Source organism: Shewanella sp. 10N.261.52.F9 (assembly GCF_041471165.1).
Taxonomy (GTDB): Bacteria; Pseudomonadota; Gammaproteobacteria; order Enterobacterales; family Shewanellaceae; genus Shewanella; species Shewanella marinintestina.
The window spans coordinates 49190-66602 of the sequence record NZ_JBFRNX010000001.1 but is presented as its reverse complement, the minus strand read 5'-3'; the positions used below and the strand labels follow the sequence as shown (position 1 = coordinate 66602).

At 43.3% G+C, this 17413-nt stretch carries 17 protein-coding genes and 1 riboswitch; of the genes, 12 read left to right on the top strand and 5 right to left on the bottom strand.

Features of this window, described 5'->3' with window-relative positions; genetic code table 11:
* Window positions 1-144: 144 nt before the first annotated feature.
* The 3 genes from azu to AB4298_RS00250 form a co-directional block, all read right to left on the bottom strand.
* Window positions 145-600 carry an azurin gene (gene azu / locus AB4298_RS00260; protein ID WP_371985355.1) on the bottom strand — a complete coding sequence of 152 codons (456 nt, stop codon included), beginning with the start codon at window positions 598-600 and terminating at the stop codon, window positions 145-147.
* 185 nt (window positions 601-785) lie between these two features.
* Window positions 786-1985, bottom strand: a complete 1200-nt coding sequence (locus AB4298_RS00255) for a M56 family metallopeptidase (RefSeq protein ID WP_371985354.1) — start codon at window positions 1983-1985, stop codon at window positions 786-788.
* On the bottom strand, window positions 1982-2359 hold the full coding sequence (locus tag AB4298_RS00250; protein ID WP_248999322.1) for a BlaI/MecI/CopY family transcriptional regulator: 378 nt from the start codon (window positions 2357-2359) through the stop codon (window positions 1982-1984). Before AB4298_RS00250 ends, AB4298_RS00255 begins: the two co-directional genes overlap by 4 nt.
* Window positions 2360-2584: 225 nt before the next feature.
* On the opposite strand from AB4298_RS00250, the gene AB4298_RS00245 reads away from it, so the two are divergent.
* The 5 genes from AB4298_RS00245 to AB4298_RS00225 all read left to right on the top strand — a co-directional run bounded on the left by AB4298_RS00245 (window position 2585) and on the right by AB4298_RS00225 (window position 7455).
* Window positions 2585-3292, top strand: coding sequence for a hypothetical protein (locus tag AB4298_RS00245; protein ID WP_371985353.1), 708 nt, complete (start codon window positions 2585-2587; stop codon window positions 3290-3292).
* Between the two features lie 321 nt (window positions 3293-3613).
* Window positions 3614-3816: riboswitch (cobalamin riboswitch) on the top strand.
* Between the two features lie 116 nt (window positions 3817-3932).
* Window positions 3933-5786 (top strand): TonB-dependent receptor domain-containing protein, encoded by a 1854-nt coding sequence (locus AB4298_RS00240; RefSeq protein ID WP_371985352.1) that lies wholly within the window; start codon window positions 3933-3935, stop codon window positions 5784-5786.
* A 119-nt stretch (window positions 5787-5905) separates the two neighbouring features.
* Entirely contained in the window at window positions 5906-6184 is a 279-nt protein-coding gene (locus AB4298_RS00235) for a GDSL-type esterase/lipase family protein (protein WP_371985351.1), read from the top strand.
* Between the two features lie 49 nt (window positions 6185-6233).
* Window positions 6234-6476: an SGNH/GDSL hydrolase family protein gene (locus AB4298_RS00230; protein ID WP_371985350.1), complete on the top strand. Its 243-nt coding sequence runs from the start codon at window positions 6234-6236 to the stop codon at window positions 6474-6476.
* 250 nt (window positions 6477-6726) lie between these two features.
* Entirely contained in the window at window positions 6727-7455 is a 729-nt protein-coding gene (locus tag AB4298_RS00225) for an HDOD domain-containing protein (RefSeq protein WP_371985349.1), read from the top strand.
* 62 nt (window positions 7456-7517) lie between these two features.
* Here AB4298_RS00225 and AB4298_RS00220 read toward each other — a convergent pair whose 3' ends face one another.
* Window positions 7518-8420, bottom strand: coding sequence for a LysR family transcriptional regulator (locus tag AB4298_RS00220; RefSeq protein WP_248999317.1), 903 nt, complete (start codon window positions 8418-8420; stop codon window positions 7518-7520).
* Between the two features lie 177 nt (window positions 8421-8597).
* Here AB4298_RS00220 and metE point away from each other — a divergent pair, with 177 nt between their 5' ends.
* The 5 genes from metE (at window position 8598) to AB4298_RS00195 (ending at window position 15360) form a co-directional block, all read left to right on the top strand.
* Window positions 8598-10868, top strand: coding sequence for a 5-methyltetrahydropteroyltriglutamate--homocysteine S-methyltransferase (gene metE, locus AB4298_RS00215; protein WP_371985348.1), 2271 nt, complete (start codon window positions 8598-8600; stop codon window positions 10866-10868).
* 242 nt (window positions 10869-11110) lie between these two features.
* On the top strand, window positions 11111-11575 hold the full coding sequence (locus AB4298_RS00210; RefSeq protein ID WP_371985347.1) for a hypothetical protein: 465 nt from the start codon (window positions 11111-11113) through the stop codon (window positions 11573-11575).
* A 216-nt stretch (window positions 11576-11791) separates the two neighbouring features.
* Window positions 11792-13849, top strand: a complete 2058-nt coding sequence (locus tag AB4298_RS00205; RefSeq protein WP_248999314.1) for a protein-disulfide reductase DsbD family protein — start codon at window positions 11792-11794, stop codon at window positions 13847-13849.
* 115 nt (window positions 13850-13964) lie between these two features.
* Window positions 13965-14819 (top strand): DsbA family protein, encoded by an 855-nt coding sequence (locus AB4298_RS00200; RefSeq protein WP_371985346.1) that lies wholly within the window; start codon window positions 13965-13967, stop codon window positions 14817-14819.
* Window positions 14806-15360, top strand: coding sequence for a protein disulfide oxidoreductase (locus tag AB4298_RS00195; RefSeq protein ID WP_371985345.1), 555 nt, complete (start codon window positions 14806-14808; stop codon window positions 15358-15360). The genes AB4298_RS00200 and AB4298_RS00195 overlap by 14 nt, the downstream gene beginning before the upstream one ends.
* A gap of 74 nt (window positions 15361-15434) precedes the next feature.
* Here the strand turns inward: AB4298_RS00195 and AB4298_RS00190 are convergent, their stop codons facing one another.
* Window positions 15435-16328 carry a LysR family transcriptional regulator gene (locus AB4298_RS00190; protein WP_371985344.1) on the bottom strand — a complete coding sequence of 298 codons (894 nt, stop codon included), beginning with the start codon at window positions 16326-16328 and terminating at the stop codon, window positions 15435-15437.
* 129 nt (window positions 16329-16457) lie between these two features.
* On the opposite strand from AB4298_RS00190, the gene AB4298_RS00185 reads away from it, so the two are divergent.
* Window positions 16458-16961, top strand: a complete 504-nt coding sequence (locus AB4298_RS00185; RefSeq protein ID WP_371985343.1) for a carboxymuconolactone decarboxylase family protein — start codon at window positions 16458-16460, stop codon at window positions 16959-16961.
* A 217-nt stretch (window positions 16962-17178) separates the two neighbouring features.
* Window positions 17179-17391, top strand: coding sequence for a dodecin (locus AB4298_RS00180; RefSeq protein WP_248999309.1), 213 nt, complete (start codon window positions 17179-17181; stop codon window positions 17389-17391).
* The last annotated feature ends 22 nt before the right edge of the window (window positions 17392-17413 follow it).

The window sequence follows — 17413 nt, the reverse complement described above, 5'->3', positions numbered from 1 at the left end:
AAATTGTTTTGCAGGTTAATTAATTGTTAATTCGTGTGTGATTTTACTAAAGCGTGCTGCTTAAGTTGAGGTAGGTTTTGCAGTTAAATGCTTGAGCGAGGTGCAAATCAAGTTGGGGGAGTATATTTGCACCTCGTTGGTTAACTATGAGGCAATGACAAACTGGCCTTGCATAATGGCCCAGTGACCTGGGAATGAACAAAAGAAGCTGTACTGTTTTGCAGGATCGAGATCAGCGGTGCTAAAGGTAATGCTAGTGCTTTCACCGCCACCAATAATATCGGTATGAGCAAGCACTCTAGGATCATCAGCTTTGACGTAGCTGTTTGCTGCGCCAGCTGCCATGCCTTCGTTAGCAACAGCTGACATATTAGCGGTTTCAGTTAGTACCCAGTTATGGCCCATGGCCGTTTTTGGTAGGGTGCCTGCGTGGTGTAAATTAAGCGTCACTTCGGTGCAACCTACTGGAAGGGTGAGCTCTTTCTTATCAAACTGCATAGCATCGGTTGCATTGATATCGAGTTGGCAGGTGTTGGCGCTAGCAAAGGCTGAAAAACTTAGCATGAATGTTGCTGCAACAAACTTGATTAGGGTAGGCATAGTTAAATTCTCATATAGTTAATGACGCTAGCATCCTAATGTAAAAAGCATTAAATGAGAATGATAATCAATTGTAAATGTTTTCTAAAGATAGTGATTAGAGCGCTAAACTATTTATCATTAAACAGAGGGCGCGCATTTTTGTGAGTGGGCTTAGAGGCTAAACCCACTCATCAACTTTGCTGTTATTTAGCGTTAACCTTGATGCGCTCAACATCGGTGGTAGGGGTTTCAACTTCAAAATCGAGTTGTACTTTTGAACCTTGCACACCGTTAGGCGAACTCTGGTATTGCCATTGCTTTAGTGCAGTAATCGCCACTGCATCAAACACTTTCTCTGGTGATGATTTAATTACGCTAACATTGGTTACTGCGCCACTTGGGGTAATATCGAACTGCAGTTGCACAAAACCATTTTGGTTAGCCTTTGCTGCTTCAATGGGATATTTAGGCTCAATGCGCATGGTTGGATACACCACTGATTGTTTATCGACTCCGCCAGCTTGAACTTGTTGATTTAACATTAGGCCGCAAAGCCCTAAAACCATGATTAATCCTATAACTGCAATGCTGCTTTGGCCTTTTTGCTGGGTTTTCATTTGCATAATACGTTCCTTGAGTATGTTTTTATTTCCGTAGTGAGTGTGTAGCAAGCCGTGCTGGGCCTGCTGTGAATAAGCCAACAGCACTTGGCTATAACTGATTTTTTGTTGCTTGCTGAGTGACTGGGTCACATGGGCATCGCAGGCTAGCTCTTGATCATCGCGAAAGCGACGGTATGCAAGCCAGCAAATGGGATTAAACCAAAACAGACATAACACGCCATACGCCAATAAATTGCACTGTAGATCGCCACGCTGGTGGTGATATTGCTCGTGATTGATAATGGCTTGCTGTTCTTGTGCATTAAGTTGGTTGAAGTTAACTGGCAAGATGATTTTTGGGTTCACAATGCCTATAAGCATCGGCGATTGCACTTTGGGGTGAACGTAAGTCGCTAGGCGTGAAAATGGGCTGCTTACTTTTGTCGCGCTGCGTGCAAGGGCCTTGATTGATATAAGCTGCAGCGTAAGCAGAATAAGCATGATAGAAATTCCGCCAAGCCATATGTAGCTGGCAAATAGCCCATAGTTTGTTGTATTTTTAGCTTGAATTATTTTACTTGCCAAAACGCTGTAATGAGCGATTTGCTGAGACTGAACTGCTGCAAATAAGTTTGGCATGGCAGCAACTATTGTTGAGCTAAGTAACAGAATAGGGACTGCGAGCCAAAGATGATAAGTCTGGTGTGAGCCTAAGTATTTTTGTAGTGGCTTGTGGCAAATCAGTAAGCCTACGCAAATTAGGCTTAGCAGTATGGTTTGTTGCACCATCCATAGCATCATGACTTGTTTTCCTTTTGCCATGTATCAATCAACTGTTGCAGTTCAGCAACATCTTCCGCGTTAAGTTTGTTTTGCTTAGCAAAGCCTACAACGAGTGGGGCAATGCGGCCTGAGAATAAACGCTCAATAAAGGATTCAGTTTCTTTTAGCTGGTATTCGCTTTGATCAATTAGTGGCGAGTACAGGTAAGAGCGGCCTTGTTTTTCAAAACCAATGGCTTGCTTTTTGACTAATCGATTTAGCAAGGTTTTTACGGTTTTCTCATGCCATTCATGGCTGCGGGATAACTCATTAATGACTTCGCTGGCGCTTTTTGGGGATGACTGCCATAAAATATTAAGCACTGTTAGTTCTGCATTACTGATCTCTTTCATTTTGGGTCTCTTGCTAATAAATTTTCGATTACACTTGTAATGTATATTTAAGATTACAAATGTAATCAATTTGTGCAAGTTATTTTTGAGTGAAAATTAATCATTATTATTGGTTTGAATATAAGGTGTTGTTAATTAAACTGGTTTTGTATATTCAACTTTTGGGAAGGACATAAATCGATATTTCGGTTTTACTTTGTGTCTAGCCTAGATAGAATGTGCAGTATGAAAAAACGCCTCGACAAGGATTGTAAAGGTATGCGCCCATCTTCATTTCATTTTGTATTTACTTTTATCAGTAGTCTGCTTTTTGCGGTTTCTCCTCTGAGTTTTGCTGATGACTCCAGCAAAGATAGTGCTAAAAAATCCCTCCCTAAAAGCTCAGCCAATAAACAACTACAGCAATTGGTTATTTTTGGGCAAACTTTTAATTTTAATTTGCCTGTGGATTGGAAGCTGGCTTATTCAGAGCAACAGGAAACCATGTATTCAGCAGAGTTTGTACCTATGGGGCAAGAGCTGCAAACTTGGTCGTCTATGGTGTGCGTACAAGGCTTTAAGGGCGTTGCTGAAGATATTGAACCACAAGAATTTTTAGAAACCATGGCTAACGTTTACCTTGAAAGTTGCCAAGGTGAAATGGTGTTTGAAGACTTACCTAGTGAGCCGCTAGGTGGGCATGAAACTGCTAGTGCAATTATAGGTTGCACTCAAATGCCTAATACGCATATTAAGTCGATTAAAGGTGTGGCCTATTCCTCTGCTACTAGCTTAGGTGAAATAGGTCATTACACTGTGGTGAAAGGCAAAGCGGACTTATATTTAATCCATAAGTCGATACGCGGTAACACCTTTAATAAAGTAAACCCACCAGTGAAAGCGCATAATTATCAAGAGTTCCTATCCAGTATTATGCCGTTGAGCTTACATTAGTCATCAGTCAAATAGCGGTTTGAGCTGTTTACTAGCTGATTTTTAAAGTAATTGTTCTAACTTATAACTAATGGTTGTGTTATTCCTGCCTCTATCTCCGTGTTTTATCTGTGCTTAGGTTAGACATTTAACCGTATAGACGTCTATAATGCGCGCACTCTCAATGGTGATGCTTTTTTACTCTTGGGTGATTGCAATACATGCTATTGAATAAATGGCGCTTCAAATGATGTCATCTACAATGAAAAGTTTATTGGTTTAAGCTTTTATTACTTAGTTATTGATAAAAATAGCGCATAAAAAACAGCTCATAAAAAGAGTATTTTAGTCAACTTTATTGGTGCCCAAGTTACTGCTGTAACTGAGGATAATCGGGAAGTCAGTTAAATTCTGACACTGCCCCCGCAACGGTGAATGGTGAGAGACAAGTGCGCCTTAATGGAAAGGCGTTTAAAGCTTGTACTCGGGTATTACACGTAATACAGAACCTAAGTCCGGAGACCGGCCAGCAAAGTGATTTCGATGATTTCGGCGGGCAGATCTCGAGATGCGGCAGATTGACGGTTAGGCATAAAGTTAACTTTTGCCCCGGTTCTCCGTGACGTTTTTGCCCCGTTTTCCTTTTAGGAGTCAAAGGTAAATGGGAACACAACCATCAAAAATCGCACTGCTAGTTAGCAGTCTTTTAAGCTTATCTGCATTTTCGGCAACGGCTGAAGAAGGCACTACCGCTACAGTAAACGTTGACGAAACCATTACGGTTACTGGTTCACGTTTTGACAGAACTGCTGATCAGCAGTTAACCGTTATCAATACCATTGAGCGTGAAGAAATCGCACGTCTTAACCCTAAGTCGGTTGCCGATGTACTAGAAACATTGCCGGGTGTGAGCATTTCACGCAATGGTGGTGCAGGCCAAGCTACGTCAGTTAGTGTTCGTGGTAGTAATTCCAATCATGTTCTAGTGCTTGTTGACGGTGTTAAGGTTGGCTCTGCCACTTTAGGTACTGTTAGCTTTAACACGCTATCGCCTGAAAACATCGAACGAATCGAAGTTCTAAAAGGCCCACGTGCATCAGTTTGGGGGAGCGATGCGATTGGCGGTGTGATCCAAATCTTTACGCGTCAACTAAAAGGCGGTGAATGGTTTGCAGGTGCTGAGTACGGTAGCAACGATTACATTCGTGGTTCATTTGGTACTGGCATGAGCCATGGTAACGGCAGCACAACCCTTGCAGTTAACCATGAACAGTCTGACGGCTATGATGTTTATAATGGTGCACCTGTTGAAAATGACGACGACGGTTATAAGCGCAATGCCTTGTCGTTAAAAGGGTCTCAGCAAATTAATCAAAACTGGCAAGCACTTTGGAACGGCCAGTATGATAAAGGTAATACTCAGTACGATGATATTTATGCATCGGGCTCTGCTGATGAATCAGATTATGAGAACTATCTATGGAACCTCGCGGCTCAATACAGCAATGATAAATTTACCAGCAAACTGGCGTTAAGCCAGTCTCGTGATGCGAATGAAAACTTCCGAGGCGACGATATCAGTGTGCCGGTTTCAGAGTTTGAAACCAAGCGCGATCAAGTTAACTGGAGTAACCAATATTTAGCCGCTAATGACTTAACATTTACAGGTGGTATTGATTGGTCAAATGAGACGGTAAAAGGTGATTATGCTCAAGATGAGCGTGATCTTTTCGGTGCTTATTTACTTGCGCAAAAGCAATGGAGCCAACTGCTTGCTGAAGTTGCTGTACGTTATGATGACGTAGAGAATATCGATAGTGAAGTGTCTTACAATGCGAGTCTTGCTTATCAGTTTAACGACCAATGGCGTTTAGCTGCATCAACGGGTACAGCGTTTAAGGCTCCAACTTTTAACGATTTATACTGGCCTGATTCTGGTAACCCAGATTTAATTTCAGAAACAGCTGAAAGTTATGACCTAACCTTGCATTACACGGCTAACGATATTCGTGCTTATATCAGTGTGTTTGAAAACACCATTGATAACCTTATTGCTTGGGCACCAACAGGTGAAAAAGACGATTTTGGTTGGGATATCTGGAAGCCTGCTAATATCAATGAAGCTAAAATTCAAGGTGTTGAATTATCGGCTAACTTTAGCTTATTTAGCTTAGATCACCAGTTAGCTTACACTTATCTAGATGCAGAGAATAAGCAGACTGGTGAAGAGTTGATTGGCCGCAGTGAAAACGAGTTTAACTACCAGTTGAGCTATGGCTGGGATCAGGTTGATCTATTGGCTAACTACCACTATCAAGGAAAGCGCTATGCCGGCAGTAATGATTTCTTTGACGCCACTCACCAGCTAGATTTGAGCATAGGTTATCAGCTAGATGATGCTTGGAGTCTACGTTTGAAAGCCAATAATCTATTTGATGAAGAGATTATTTCGGCACAAAACTACTTCAGCCCTGGTCGAGAGTTTTACTTTAGCGTGAGCTACCAAGCCTTTTAAAACATTTTTTTAGTAGGCATTAAAAGCCAGACCTTGTGTCTGGCTTTTTTTATGTTATTTTTTGGGCAAACTTATCAATAAAGCGTCTTCTTATGTGTCATTTATTGCTCAGGTTAGTAGTGATCTTATCTTTACTATTACTACAAGCTTGTTCGGGTGCCAGCATTGGTGAGTTACCACCTAATGCGAGGTTACTGGCTTTTGGTGATAGTCTGACTTTTGGTGTTGGCGCGGCTAAAGGGCAAGACTATCCAAGTCAGTTAGCGGCTATTAGTGGCTTTGAAGTGATTAACGCTGGCATTTCTGGTGAAACAACGACTGGTGGACTTAAACGCTTAAATGGGCTGCTCGATACACATTTACCTCAGGTGCTTATTTTGCTTGAGGGGGGGCAATGACTTTTTAAGAAACCATAGCGAAGCAAAGACTAAGGCTAATCTCGCGAGCATGATTGAAATGGCCCAAGCCAAGCAGATCCCAGTCTTACTGGTTGCCGTACCGCAAAAGAGCCTATTTGTTTCGCCGTCACCGATTTATGCTGAGCTTGCTGAGCAATACCAGTTAGTTTTAGTGGAAGATACATTAAGTGACCTATTGAAAAGCCCTAGCATGAAATCAGACGCGATACACTTGAATGAACAGGGTTATTTAGCGCTTGCTAATGCGGTTTATGAAAGGCTTTTAGATTAAAAGTCATTAAATAACAGCTTGTTATGTTATCATCTCTCTCTTGTAGGGAAGTCGAGGCTGTAATAGAAAATCCTGATAGTGTCCGTTTAATCACAGAATGACTTAACTTAGAAAAATTAATCACCAGAAAACCGTAGAAACTTGCTAAGGTAATCGCTTATATGGCTTGACCTTCAATGTCATATTGTGGGTTAATTTAGCTGAAATTTAATGGATAGAATTATTAAAAAAATAAGGTTTAATGTTTCGCATGACAGATCTTGAGCAGCAAGTATTTACTCAAGTACGCGCCATTATCAGCAATGAAGAGCAGGTAATAGGGCGTCGAGGGATCCTGATCCCATTGAAAAAGGCCATTATTGCAGACGGTGATATCCGTAACGTTATCGATATCGTTTCGTCTGATCCAGCCTTATCAGCCCATCTGCTTTGGCGCAGTAACAGTGCTGATCACGCTACGCCGCAAACCAGTAAAAATCGCTCATTGAAAGATGCGTTAGTGCGTTTAGGGCAAGTTAATATTTATCGTTATGCGTTTACTTTCTATTTGAAAGAACGTTTAGACGAATTAAGTGAACCTTATAAGAAGTTGGTTCAAGGCTACTGGTCGCTAACTGAAGCAATTGCGATTGACGCAGTAGACCAACTGTACCAATTAGATGACTTACAAATTAGCCCAGATGAAGTGCAGACATTAGCGCTGTTTAGCGTGTTTGGCGACATTATTGCGCTAACGGCATTTGCTTACTTAAACTCAGAGGCAAAGCAGGCTTACCCTATTAGTGTATTGAAGTCTGTGATTGAAGGGCAGCAGCAAACTTTGACCTTAGAAGCATTTGGCTCATTAGGGCTTGATGACGACTTACGTGATGAGTTTTTGATTGCGCATAACCTACGTCAGACACATAACGTGAGTTCGCCAGGATTGGTGTTAAGACGCGTTTTGGCTAAAAGAGGTTTATTACTTAAGCCGATATGAGCGTTTACTTAAAAGCCTGCATTTGCAGGCTTTTTTGTTTTTAGCGTTAGCTTAAGACGATACTAGTTTATTTTTTGCTTGGCTAAGCCTTCTTGTGCGACTAACTCAAGCCAATGTTGAGCTAAGCGAGCATTGGCTCCATTACGGCGATAGGCGCCAAATAACGGACGTTTTAATCCTTCTGCGCCGAGTTTAAGGCTGGTTAAACTTAGGCCATGAGCTTCGCTAATAGACCAGCTTGGTAGCGCCGCAATACCATCTTTACAAGCTATACGCTGTAACAGCATCATGGTTAAATCGCAGGTCACTTGTGGGCCCGCTTTTATGCCTGCCGGCTCTAAAAAGTGGCGGAAGATATCTAAACGCTCAAGTGCAACCGGATAGCTTAAAATCGGTAACCCTTCTAATTGTTTAGGTGTAACAAACTCTTGATGAGCGAGAGGGTGATCACTTGCAACGACGAGTCTGACTTCGAAATCAAACAAGTGTTGATAAGCAATGGCTTGGCCGGGAACAGGATCTGACGTTAACACCACATCTAGCTCGCCTTGTTCAAGCGCATTAAGCGAATCGAACAGATGACGACTTGATAGGTCCAGATCAGCCAAAGGGTATTGCTGTCTAAATTGTTCCATCACCGGCATTAACCAACGGAAACAGCTATGGCACTCAATACCAACACCTAAATGGTTATCGCCATCTTCTAAGCCTTTTTTCAAATCAAATTCAGTTTCTATCACTTTCGGCAAGATATCTTCTGCAAGATTAAGTAAGCGTGCGCCTTCTTGAGTAAAAGAAAGTGGCTTACTTTTACGCACAAAGATTGCTGAGTTAATCCGTGTCTCCAGTTCTTTAATTTGATGCGACAGTGCCGACTGAGTGACGAAGCGTTTCTTTGCAGCCCCGGCGAGGCTGCCGCTTTCTTTAAGGGCAACTAACGTACGTAAATGTCTAAGCTCTATCATATTATCCTCACATGAAATCCGCTCATGTAGCGCTTGAATTCGTTTCGATTGCGAATACCTAGGCTATCACAATAAACTTCTAGACGTCCAGACGCCCGGCAATCTGTTTTGTTATATGTCATTCAGATGGGCGCTAACTCTGAATTTTGTTCATCTTAACACTGAAAGGTATACAATATGCAATTAAATAGTTTGGGATTTCCACGGATCGGTCGTTTACGCGAATTAAAGTTTGCTTTAGAAAAATACTGGCGTGGTGAGATTGAACAGTCGCAACTTCTTGAAGTTTCAAAGGGGTTGCGCCAAACCCATTGGCAATGGCAAGCGGATGCAGGGGTAAACTTATTACCTGTGGGTGATTTTGCCTTTTATGATCAGGTATTAACTCTTAGCGCTACATTGGGGGCTATTCCTGAGCGACACCGCAGCGATTCAGGTATAGATTTAGACACCTTGTTTCGTGTCGGACGTGGCAGAGCACCTACAGGTAATGATGCCCCTGCCGCTGAAATGACTAAATTTTTTAATACTAACTATCACTACATAGTGCCAGAGTTAAGCGCTCATCAAGTTTTTGATATTGCTTATGAGCAGTTATTTGATGAAGTAAGTGAAGCGCAGAATTTGGGCCATCAAGCTAAGCCGGTGATCCTTGGTCCTGTTTCATTCTTGTATTTGTCAAAAGCCGTCGGCACAGAGTTTGATAAGTTGAGTTTGTTACCACAGCTTATCGAAGCTTATCAAAAAGTATTGCAACGTTTTGCTGACCAAGGCGTTGAGTGGGTGCAGCTTGATGAACCTATCTTAGCATTAGAGCTGGAAAGCGACTGGCAAGCAGCGATTACTCAGGCTTATCAAATATTGGCAAGCAGTTCACCTAAACTGTTATTAGCAAGCTACTACGGCAGCATTGCTCATCATCACCAATTAGTGTCGGCTTTGCCTGTGGCGGGTCTGCATTTAGACTTAGTCACAGCACCAGAGCAATTAGCTGACTTTGTCGCAACCTTAGATCCTGAGCAGATTTTATCGGTTGGGGTGATTAATGGTCGTAACGTATGGGCCACGGAGCTTGACCAAATTGCGAGCCAGTTAACGAGTGTGGCTCGCGATCTTAAGCAGCGTTTATGGTTATCACCTTCATGTTCGTTGCTGCATAGTCCTGTTGATTTAGAAGTCGAAACAGAGCTTGCTCCAGCGCTTAAATTACAACTGTCTTTTGCCAAGCAAAAACTTACCGAGTTAAATAAACTTAAAGTGCTGCTAACTGAGGCTAATTCTGCTGAAGCTCACTCCATTGTCAGCGAGTGCGAAGCAAGGCGTGATGCCCGTGCCAAAGCGGCTAATCAAGCTGTCATCGACCGAGTTGATGCGTTAACAGAGCAAGATTACCAACGTGATGATGCTTTTTCGGTAAGGCAAGCGGTGCAGCGAGCTAAGTATCGTTTGCCGTTATTGCCAACCACAACCATAGGCAGTTTTCCGCAAACTCCTGCCATTCGTGGTTTGCGCAGCCGTTGGCGTAAGGGAGAGTTGAGCCTTGAGCAATATAACGAGCAGTTACGTCAAGTCACCCAAGACACAGTAGAGCGGCAATTAAAGCTAGATATCGACGTGTTAGTACATGGCGAAGCTGAGCGCAACGACATGGTGGAATACTTTGGTGAGCAGCTTGAAGGGGTTGGTTTTACTCAATTTGGTTGGGTGCAAAGCTATGGCTCGCGCTGCGTTAAACCGCCGCTTATTTATGGGGATGTGTCGCGACCAACAGCAATGACGATTGATTGGGCTGAGTTTGCCCAAAGCCTTACTGAAAAACCGGTGAAAGGCATGTTAACTGGCCCTGTCACTATCCTACATTGGTCATTTGCCCGTGAAGATATTAGCCGTGAGCTGATAGCGACTCAAATTGGTCTGGCTATTCGTGACGAAGTGGTTGATTTGCAAAACGCAGGTATTGGTATCATCCAAATTGATGAGCCTGCATTTCGCGAAGGACTGCCACTGAAGAAAAGCGACTGGCAGCATTACTTAGATTGGGCGGTTAATGCCTTTAAACTCAGTGCTGCTGGCGTAACTAATGCTACGCAGATCCATACTCATATGTGTTATAGCGAGTTCAATGAAACCATCGCGGCGATCGCGGCCATGGATGCTGATGTGATCACTATTGAGACATCTCGTTCTAGAATGGAACTGCTCAATGCATTTGAAGATTTTAATTATCCCAATGAAATTGGTCCGGGTGTTTACGATATTCATTCGCCGAATACACCTACAGTCGATGAAATCGTGAGCCTAATGCAAAAGGCGGCGAGCAAAGTTCCTGTTGAGCAGCTGTGGATTAACCCTGACTGTGGCTTAAAAACCCGTACTTGGGATGAAGTTGAGCCAGCGTTAGTTAACTTAGTGGAAGCAACGAAGATTTTGCGTCGCCAACTAAGCTAAGTTATTTGTGGCTAACTTTTTAGTTTAACGAGTAGCAATAACGTAAGCAGTTCGTCGATTGATCTCGGCGAGCTGCTTTGGTGGTTTTTTCAGCGGTTGTAATAAAATCGGCGCTAGCGGTGAACTATTTTTGCAAATGTCCGGTCTTATTGATTGAACTGCATATCTAGTTTGCTTTACTGCTTCACCACGTTAGGCTTTTCAGCTTTAGGTGTTAGTGAATTGAGAGTAAATTAACAATAGTGCTTGTTACCTTTTTTGACCTTGAACCGGAGTTCTCTATCTCTCATTCGCGCTTTAGTAAAACTAACAAGTATTGGACTGTTATGGTGTTTTCCATATTAGTCTTATTTTGCTTGGCGCAAAATAGTGGCGTGTTTCGCATCTTCGAGCAGCTAAATACCAGCTCATCTACTTACGCAAGTATACTTGCCGTTGAAGTTAATAATGCGGTAAGCAATAACGCAATCAATATGAGCGAAGCGGGTGTTAGCCAAGCTAAAGACTCTGAATTTAAGCAGTGTGAACTATCTGAAAAGTCATTAAGAGTGTGTCTCGACGAACCCCCGATTTTGCCTTTATTAGTGCTGCTATTTATCTTCCCCTTTATTCCGCTTGCCTCACGTGTGCTGCAAGGGGCGCTCAATGTCCCAATACTGCCTCGGCCTAGGCGGATCCACCTTTCTCTGTGTCGCTTTCAAGAATAAAACACCTGTGCTAGCGCTTATACTGAAAAGTCTTATTCGCTAGCCCATCTAACTGAATTTGCTTGTTTTATACTAATTGGTATTAGGCCCCCAGTAACGCTATATTGCTGTTATCAAAGGTGGATCTAACTGCTAACGTAAGCCGTTTATTAATCGTTATAACAGCAGTTTAAAAGCGCTGGTTTAGTGACGATCCGTTTCTACGGAGAAAGAAAATTGACAATATTAAGACAGATTATTCTAGTGTGTTTGATTGCATTAGCTAATCCGGTTTTTGCCCAGTCAACAGGCTGGCTAGAGAACCCTAATCATCCGCCTGTAAAAGTGAGGTTTATGCTCACTGGGGAGGTCGATAAGGCCAGTAACACCGTACCAGGTGTGCTAGAAGTTGAGCTGGATGGCGAGTGGAAAACCTACTGGCGTAGCCCTGGTGAGGGCGGAATAGCACCAAGTATCGACTGGAGTGGTTCCAGTAACTTAAACCAAGTTGATTGGGACTGGCCTGCTCCTGAGCAATTCTCGTTACTGGGTCTGCAAACCTTTGGTTATCATCATGAGGCTGCGTTTCCGATGCAGTTGCAACTCAACGACACCAATGAACCTACCCATTTACAGGGAAAATTTACCCTGTCGTCATGCACTAACGTGTGCGTATTAACTGATTATGAGCTCAATCTTGATATTGACCCAGCAGCGTTAAATGCCGATGTTGATGCCATGTTTGCTTATAACAAAGCCGTGTCTAAAGTCCCGGTTAAATTGCAACGTGAAGATATCGCTCTTGGCTGGGATGCTAAGGCGCAGCAACTGCAAGTAGAGATGGACGATAACGGTTGGACTTTGCCAAAATTTATTATTGATGGTGAACCCGACACCACCTTTAAGTTTGTCCGTTTCGAGCGTTATGACACTGATAGTGGCCAGCAAAAGCTAAGAGCTATTTTTGATGCAAGTAGTTGGTTAGGTGAACCAGAGCTTATTGGTAAGTCATTGAACCTTACTGTGATGGATAAAGAGCGCGCATTAGAGTTTGCTGCAACCGTCAGTGGCACCACCATTCAAGCAAGCGGCCATTCGTTATTAAGCATGTTAGTTATCGCGCTATTGGGAGGCTTGATTTTAAATGTCATGCCTTGCGTATTGCCGGTACTAGGTATGAAGTTAAGCTCAGTGATTGCCGCACCAGACCTGCAAGTGAAGCAAATACGCCAGCAGTTTATAGCTTCAGCATTAGGGATTTTAGTGTCTTTTTGGTTACTGGCTGGATTTATTTTAATCCTTAAATTTACCGGGCAGGCGATAGGTTGGGGCGTACAGTTCCAAAACCCATGGTTTATTGGTTTTATGGCGCTGGTGACGGCTGTATTTGCCATCAATATGTTGGGGGCATTTGAGATTAATCTACCATCGAGTTTGCAAACTAAGTTGGCAACCACAGGCGGTAATGATCAGCGTGGCCATTTTTTGCAAGGCATGTTTGCCACTTTACTGGCAACGCCGTGTAGCGCACCGTTTCTGGGCACAGCTGTAGCCTTTGCCCTTGGCGCAGATGTACTCAGTCTATTTGTTATCTTTACCGCTCTCGCGATAGGTATGGCATTACCTTGGCTAATTGTTGCTGCGTTTCCTCAAGTTGCGCGTTACTTCCCTAAACCGGGTCGTTGGATGAGTGTGGTTAAAGTGGTTTTCTCAGGCCTATTGCTGCTTACGAGTCTGTGGCTAATCAGCTTGTTGGCAAGCTTTATTGCGACGATTTATTTATGGGGGGCTGCTTTGCTATTAGTGCTGCTGTTTTTAGCACTGATCACTAAAGTACACGGCAAAGCAGCTTTGATAGCGAGTTTCAGCTTAGGTTTGCTGGCACTTGCGGTTGGTGCTTTCGCAACATCAGACAGATGGGCGCAACCATTACCGACCGATCTATCTTGGGCGCCACTAGATGAAGCGCAAATTCAGGTTCAAGTTGCCGCGGGTAATACCGTATTTGTTGATGTGACTGCCGATTGGTGCATTACCTGTAAAGCTAATAAGGTTGGGGTGATCTTGCAAGATCCTGTCTATAGCGCCCTAAAAGCTGAAAATATCCACTTGATGAAAGGTGATTGGACTAAGCCGTCTGCGCCAATTACAGCCTATTTACAAAGCCATAATCGCTTTGGTGTGCCGTTTAACGTGGTTTACGGCCCGAATGCACCAGAGGGCATTGAGCTGCCTGTTATTTTGTCGGCAAGCGAAGTGATAGAGGCTATTAATCGCGCCTCAGCAAGCCGTTAAATAACCTAAAAGTCATTAGCAAAGTAATAAATAGTATTGGTCTTAGCCTTAGCGATCACACTATTAAATGAACCCCATTTAGATGAGTCGCGTAAAGCGGCTCTAAGAGATAACGATGTTAAATAAAACTCATGTTGAAACTGAAAATAAAGCACAAGCCTTGGCAATGAACAGCCAAAATCCTGCCATTTTTGCTCGAAAATTCACACTTGGTTTATCACTTTTAGCATTAACCACATTGGCTTTTTTTAGTGGTTCAATGCTAATGAGTGCTACTGCACAAGCAGAAGATGGCCTTAATCCTACCGAACAGCAAGAGGTAAAGGCCATAGTAAAAGAGATGCTATTAAGTGATCCTAATCTACTTAAAGAAGCCGTTATTGCTATGCAGATGCGTGAGATGGCGCAGCAGCAAGCTAGCGTGAAAGATGTGATTATGGCCGAGCAACAGGCACTGTTTCATACGGCTTCCGATCCTTGGAAAGGGGCTGAGAATCCTGAGCTGACTATGGTGTACTTTACTGACTTTAACTGTCCATATTGTAAAAAGCTTGAGCCTGAACTGGATAAGTTAATGGCTGAATTCCCCAAGCTGAAAATTATCATAAAGATGGTTCCACTTCAGGGACAAAGCGCTGTTGATGCAGTGGATTTAGCGCAAACGGTTTGGTTAAATGAGCCTGCTAAATACGCTAAGGTCAAACAGACGTTAATGGCTGTTCCGCGCCGTTTAGATAGCTCAACAATTACTAAAGTGGCCAACATGACTGACACCACTAAGTGGTTAGATAACACTGACTCGCGTGTTGCTGATGCTGTGTCTGCTAATTTGCAGCTAATGCGTAAACTGGGGATTGGCGGCACGCCAAGTATGATTATTGGTGATGAAGTGGTTGCTGGCTTAGTGCCATTTGCGCAGTTGAAACAGCATGTAGAGCAAGCTTTGGAGGCCAGCAATGACCAAGGATAACCGCCATTGTACTGACGAGAACCCTAATGCTCCGCCAAGTCCTTTAGGGCGCAAAGTCATTGGTTGGCTTAAGCAATTGCTATTTATGTTGCTGGTGTTTACTGTGTTCTCGGCTGTGCTAGATGTATGGCGTAGCCGAGATATGCCTAAAACTGACTTAGCCAATATTCAAGCTACTACGGTGCAAGGTGACAAGGTCAATTTACTCGCGATGAGCCATGAGCAACCGGTATTATTGTATTTTTGGGGGACTTGGTGTCCGGTATGTAGTTTTGTGAGTCCATCTGTCGACATCGCTGCCAGCCAATATAAAGTGGTAACTGTGGCAATGACATCAGGCAGTGACACTAAGATGCAGCAATATTTGCGGCACAAAGACTATGACTTTGCCGTGGTTAATGATCCACGAGGTGAAATATCGCAGCAATGGTCAATGCAAGTGACACCAACGCTAATGGTGATCAAAGATGGAGAACTGACGTTTTATACCAGCGGCTTTACTAGTTTGCCTGGGATCTGGTGGCGTATGTTATTGGCATAATAAAGGTCCTAATCTTTTTTAGCGCAACAGCTAATCTCAACCATGAGCCGCATAATTTATGCGGCTTTTTACTGTCATAGCTTAAGAGCTGTGACTAAGTAATCGATAAAGGCGCGGATCACTGGGCGCATATGCTTACCACCACGATAGAGCGCATAGATATCACCGCTAGATCCCTCCGACAGTGAGGGTGTCCACTCGGGTAGACAGCGCACTAAGCTGCCATCTTGAATTAAGTCATCCATCATCCAACTGGACAATTGCACTATGCCACCATGATGAATCGCCGCCTCAAGAATGGGGGTGCCCCCTCGTGAGGTTAAGTTTCCCTGCACTGGAACCTTCTTATATTGTTTGCCCTTTTTGAAATGCCAATAGGTGCGCTGTCTGTCACGGTCGAGCAACAAACAGTTATGATGTTGCAATTCTTCGGGCTTCTTGGGAGCACCAAATTGAGCTAAGTATTTAGCACTCGCACAGAGCGAAGTTTGGTTGGCCATAAGCATTCTGGCGTTAAGACTCGAATCTTGTGCATTGCCAATACGAATGGCTATATCCACGTTCTCTGAGTGCAAATCGACTAGCTGATTATCTAAGTCAATTTCAATTTTCACCTTAGGATATAGGGCTAAGAAACCGGGTAGAATAGGGCAAATTTTTACTCGACCAAATCCTTCAAATACCGAAATCCTCAATATTCCTTCAGGCTGTACCTCTTGCTTAGATAGAGAGGCTTTAAGGTTTTCTTCATCAATAACAAGTTTGCGTGCGCCAGTTAGAAATTGCTCTCCAGCTTCGGTGAGTAATAGCTGTCGGGTGCTGCGCTTGAGTAAGACGGCATTAAAGTCTTGCTCAAGGCTATCGATATTACGGGCAACACTTGAGGGTGCCATATTGAGCACCTCGGCCGCTTTGGAGAAGCTTCCGAGTTCAACCACTTTGATGAAGATCCGCATCGTACTTAACATGAGTTATCTCTACCTTACCTTTGCGTTTTACGCAAAAGTAAAGCAGTTTGTATCTGTATTCCAGCTTTATTGTATCTATGGATAATATCTCTTACTCCATTAATCGATTCAATCAATAAGGTATAACAGATGACTCAAGTAACTAATCAACACCTTTCAATTTCCGCAGCGCTAGAAAGTAGTGAGATCAGCAGCAGTGTGATGGCGTGTATGCTCAAGACGGAAAACTATGTCAACAGTTGTGGCATTGAGCATGCTTTACTCGAGCTTATTCGCTATAGAGTGTCGTTAATCAATGGCTGCGCTTACTGCATCGATATGCACTTTAAAGAGGCTCTCGCCGCAGGTGAGACTGCCCAGAGAATGGCGTCACTGTCTATCTGGCGAGAAGCGCCTTATTACACAGACAAAGAGCGTGTGGTATTAAATTGGGCGGAGGCGATCACAGATCTTCCCCATGCAGGAGTGACCCATGATGAGGCGCGTCTGCTACAGGCGACAACGGCACTAAGTGGCTACTTTTCTAGTAAAGAGATAAGTGAGCTTACACTTGCTGTGATCCAAATTAATGCCTGGAACCGCTTGGCTAAAACGTTCGACTTTGGTGTAGGTAGTTTTGAAGTGAGCAGCTAAAAGAAAACCTATTATGTGGTTACCAAGGCGTTTGCCAATCAGCTTAAGTTGGTCAAGATATGGTATGTGTATAAATCTAATCTGGATGAAAACGACAAAGGTTAAGAGTCAACCTTGGCTGTAAACGTTATTGGCAAAAATATGTGGCTTACACTGACTAACACAGATGTTGTTCTATACTGACTTACATCAACATTTAATCATAGTTGGAGTTACAATGAGCCATACCTACAAGATTATTGAGCTAACCGGATCTTCACCAATTAGCTCTGATGAAGCGATTAGAAATGCGATTGCAGCAGCGAATGAATCATTGAAACATCTGAGGTGGTTTGAAGTGATTGAAACCCGCGGTCACTTAGAAGAGGGCATGGTGGCGCATTGGCAGGTAACCATTAAAGTTGGCTTTACTCTAGACCCCAAAGCATAAATCGCAGCTTGAATGTAAAGTG

What these genes read in the sequence shown, in the direction of transcription:
- azu (WP_371985355.1), bottom strand. Translation starts at nt 600, where the DNA reads ATGCCTACCCTAATCAAGTTTGTTGCAGCAACATTCATGCTAAGTTTT.
- AB4298_RS00255 (WP_371985354.1), bottom strand. Translation starts at nt 1,985, where the DNA reads ATGATGCTATGGATGGTGCAACAAACCATACTGCTAAGCCTAATTTGC.
- AB4298_RS00250 (WP_248999322.1), bottom strand. Translation starts at nt 2,359, where the DNA reads ATGAAAGAGATCAGTAATGCAGAACTAACAGTGCTTAATATTTTATGG.
- AB4298_RS00245 (WP_371985353.1), top strand. Translation starts at nt 2,585, where the DNA reads ATGAAAAAACGCCTCGACAAGGATTGTAAAGGTATGCGCCCATCTTCA.
- AB4298_RS00240 (WP_371985352.1), top strand. Translation starts at nt 3,933, where the DNA reads ATGGGAACACAACCATCAAAAATCGCACTGCTAGTTAGCAGTCTTTTA.
- AB4298_RS00230 (WP_371985350.1), top strand. Translation starts at nt 6,234, where the DNA reads ATGATTGAAATGGCCCAAGCCAAGCAGATCCCAGTCTTACTGGTTGCC.
- AB4298_RS00225 (WP_371985349.1), top strand. Translation starts at nt 6,727, where the DNA reads ATGACAGATCTTGAGCAGCAAGTATTTACTCAAGTACGCGCCATTATC.
- AB4298_RS00220 (WP_248999317.1), bottom strand. Translation starts at nt 8,420, where the DNA reads ATGATAGAGCTTAGACATTTACGTACGTTAGTTGCCCTTAAAGAAAGC.
- metE (WP_371985348.1), top strand. Translation starts at nt 8,598, where the DNA reads ATGCAATTAAATAGTTTGGGATTTCCACGGATCGGTCGTTTACGCGAA.
- AB4298_RS00200 (WP_371985346.1), top strand. Translation starts at nt 13,965, where the DNA reads ATGTTAAATAAAACTCATGTTGAAACTGAAAATAAAGCACAAGCCTTG.
- AB4298_RS00195 (WP_371985345.1), top strand. Translation starts at nt 14,806, where the DNA reads ATGACCAAGGATAACCGCCATTGTACTGACGAGAACCCTAATGCTCCG.
- AB4298_RS00190 (WP_371985344.1), bottom strand. Translation starts at nt 16,328, where the DNA reads ATGTTAAGTACGATGCGGATCTTCATCAAAGTGGTTGAACTCGGAAGC.
- AB4298_RS00185 (WP_371985343.1), top strand. Translation starts at nt 16,458, where the DNA reads ATGACTCAAGTAACTAATCAACACCTTTCAATTTCCGCAGCGCTAGAA.
- AB4298_RS00180 (WP_248999309.1), top strand. Translation starts at nt 17,179, where the DNA reads ATGAGCCATACCTACAAGATTATTGAGCTAACCGGATCTTCACCAATT.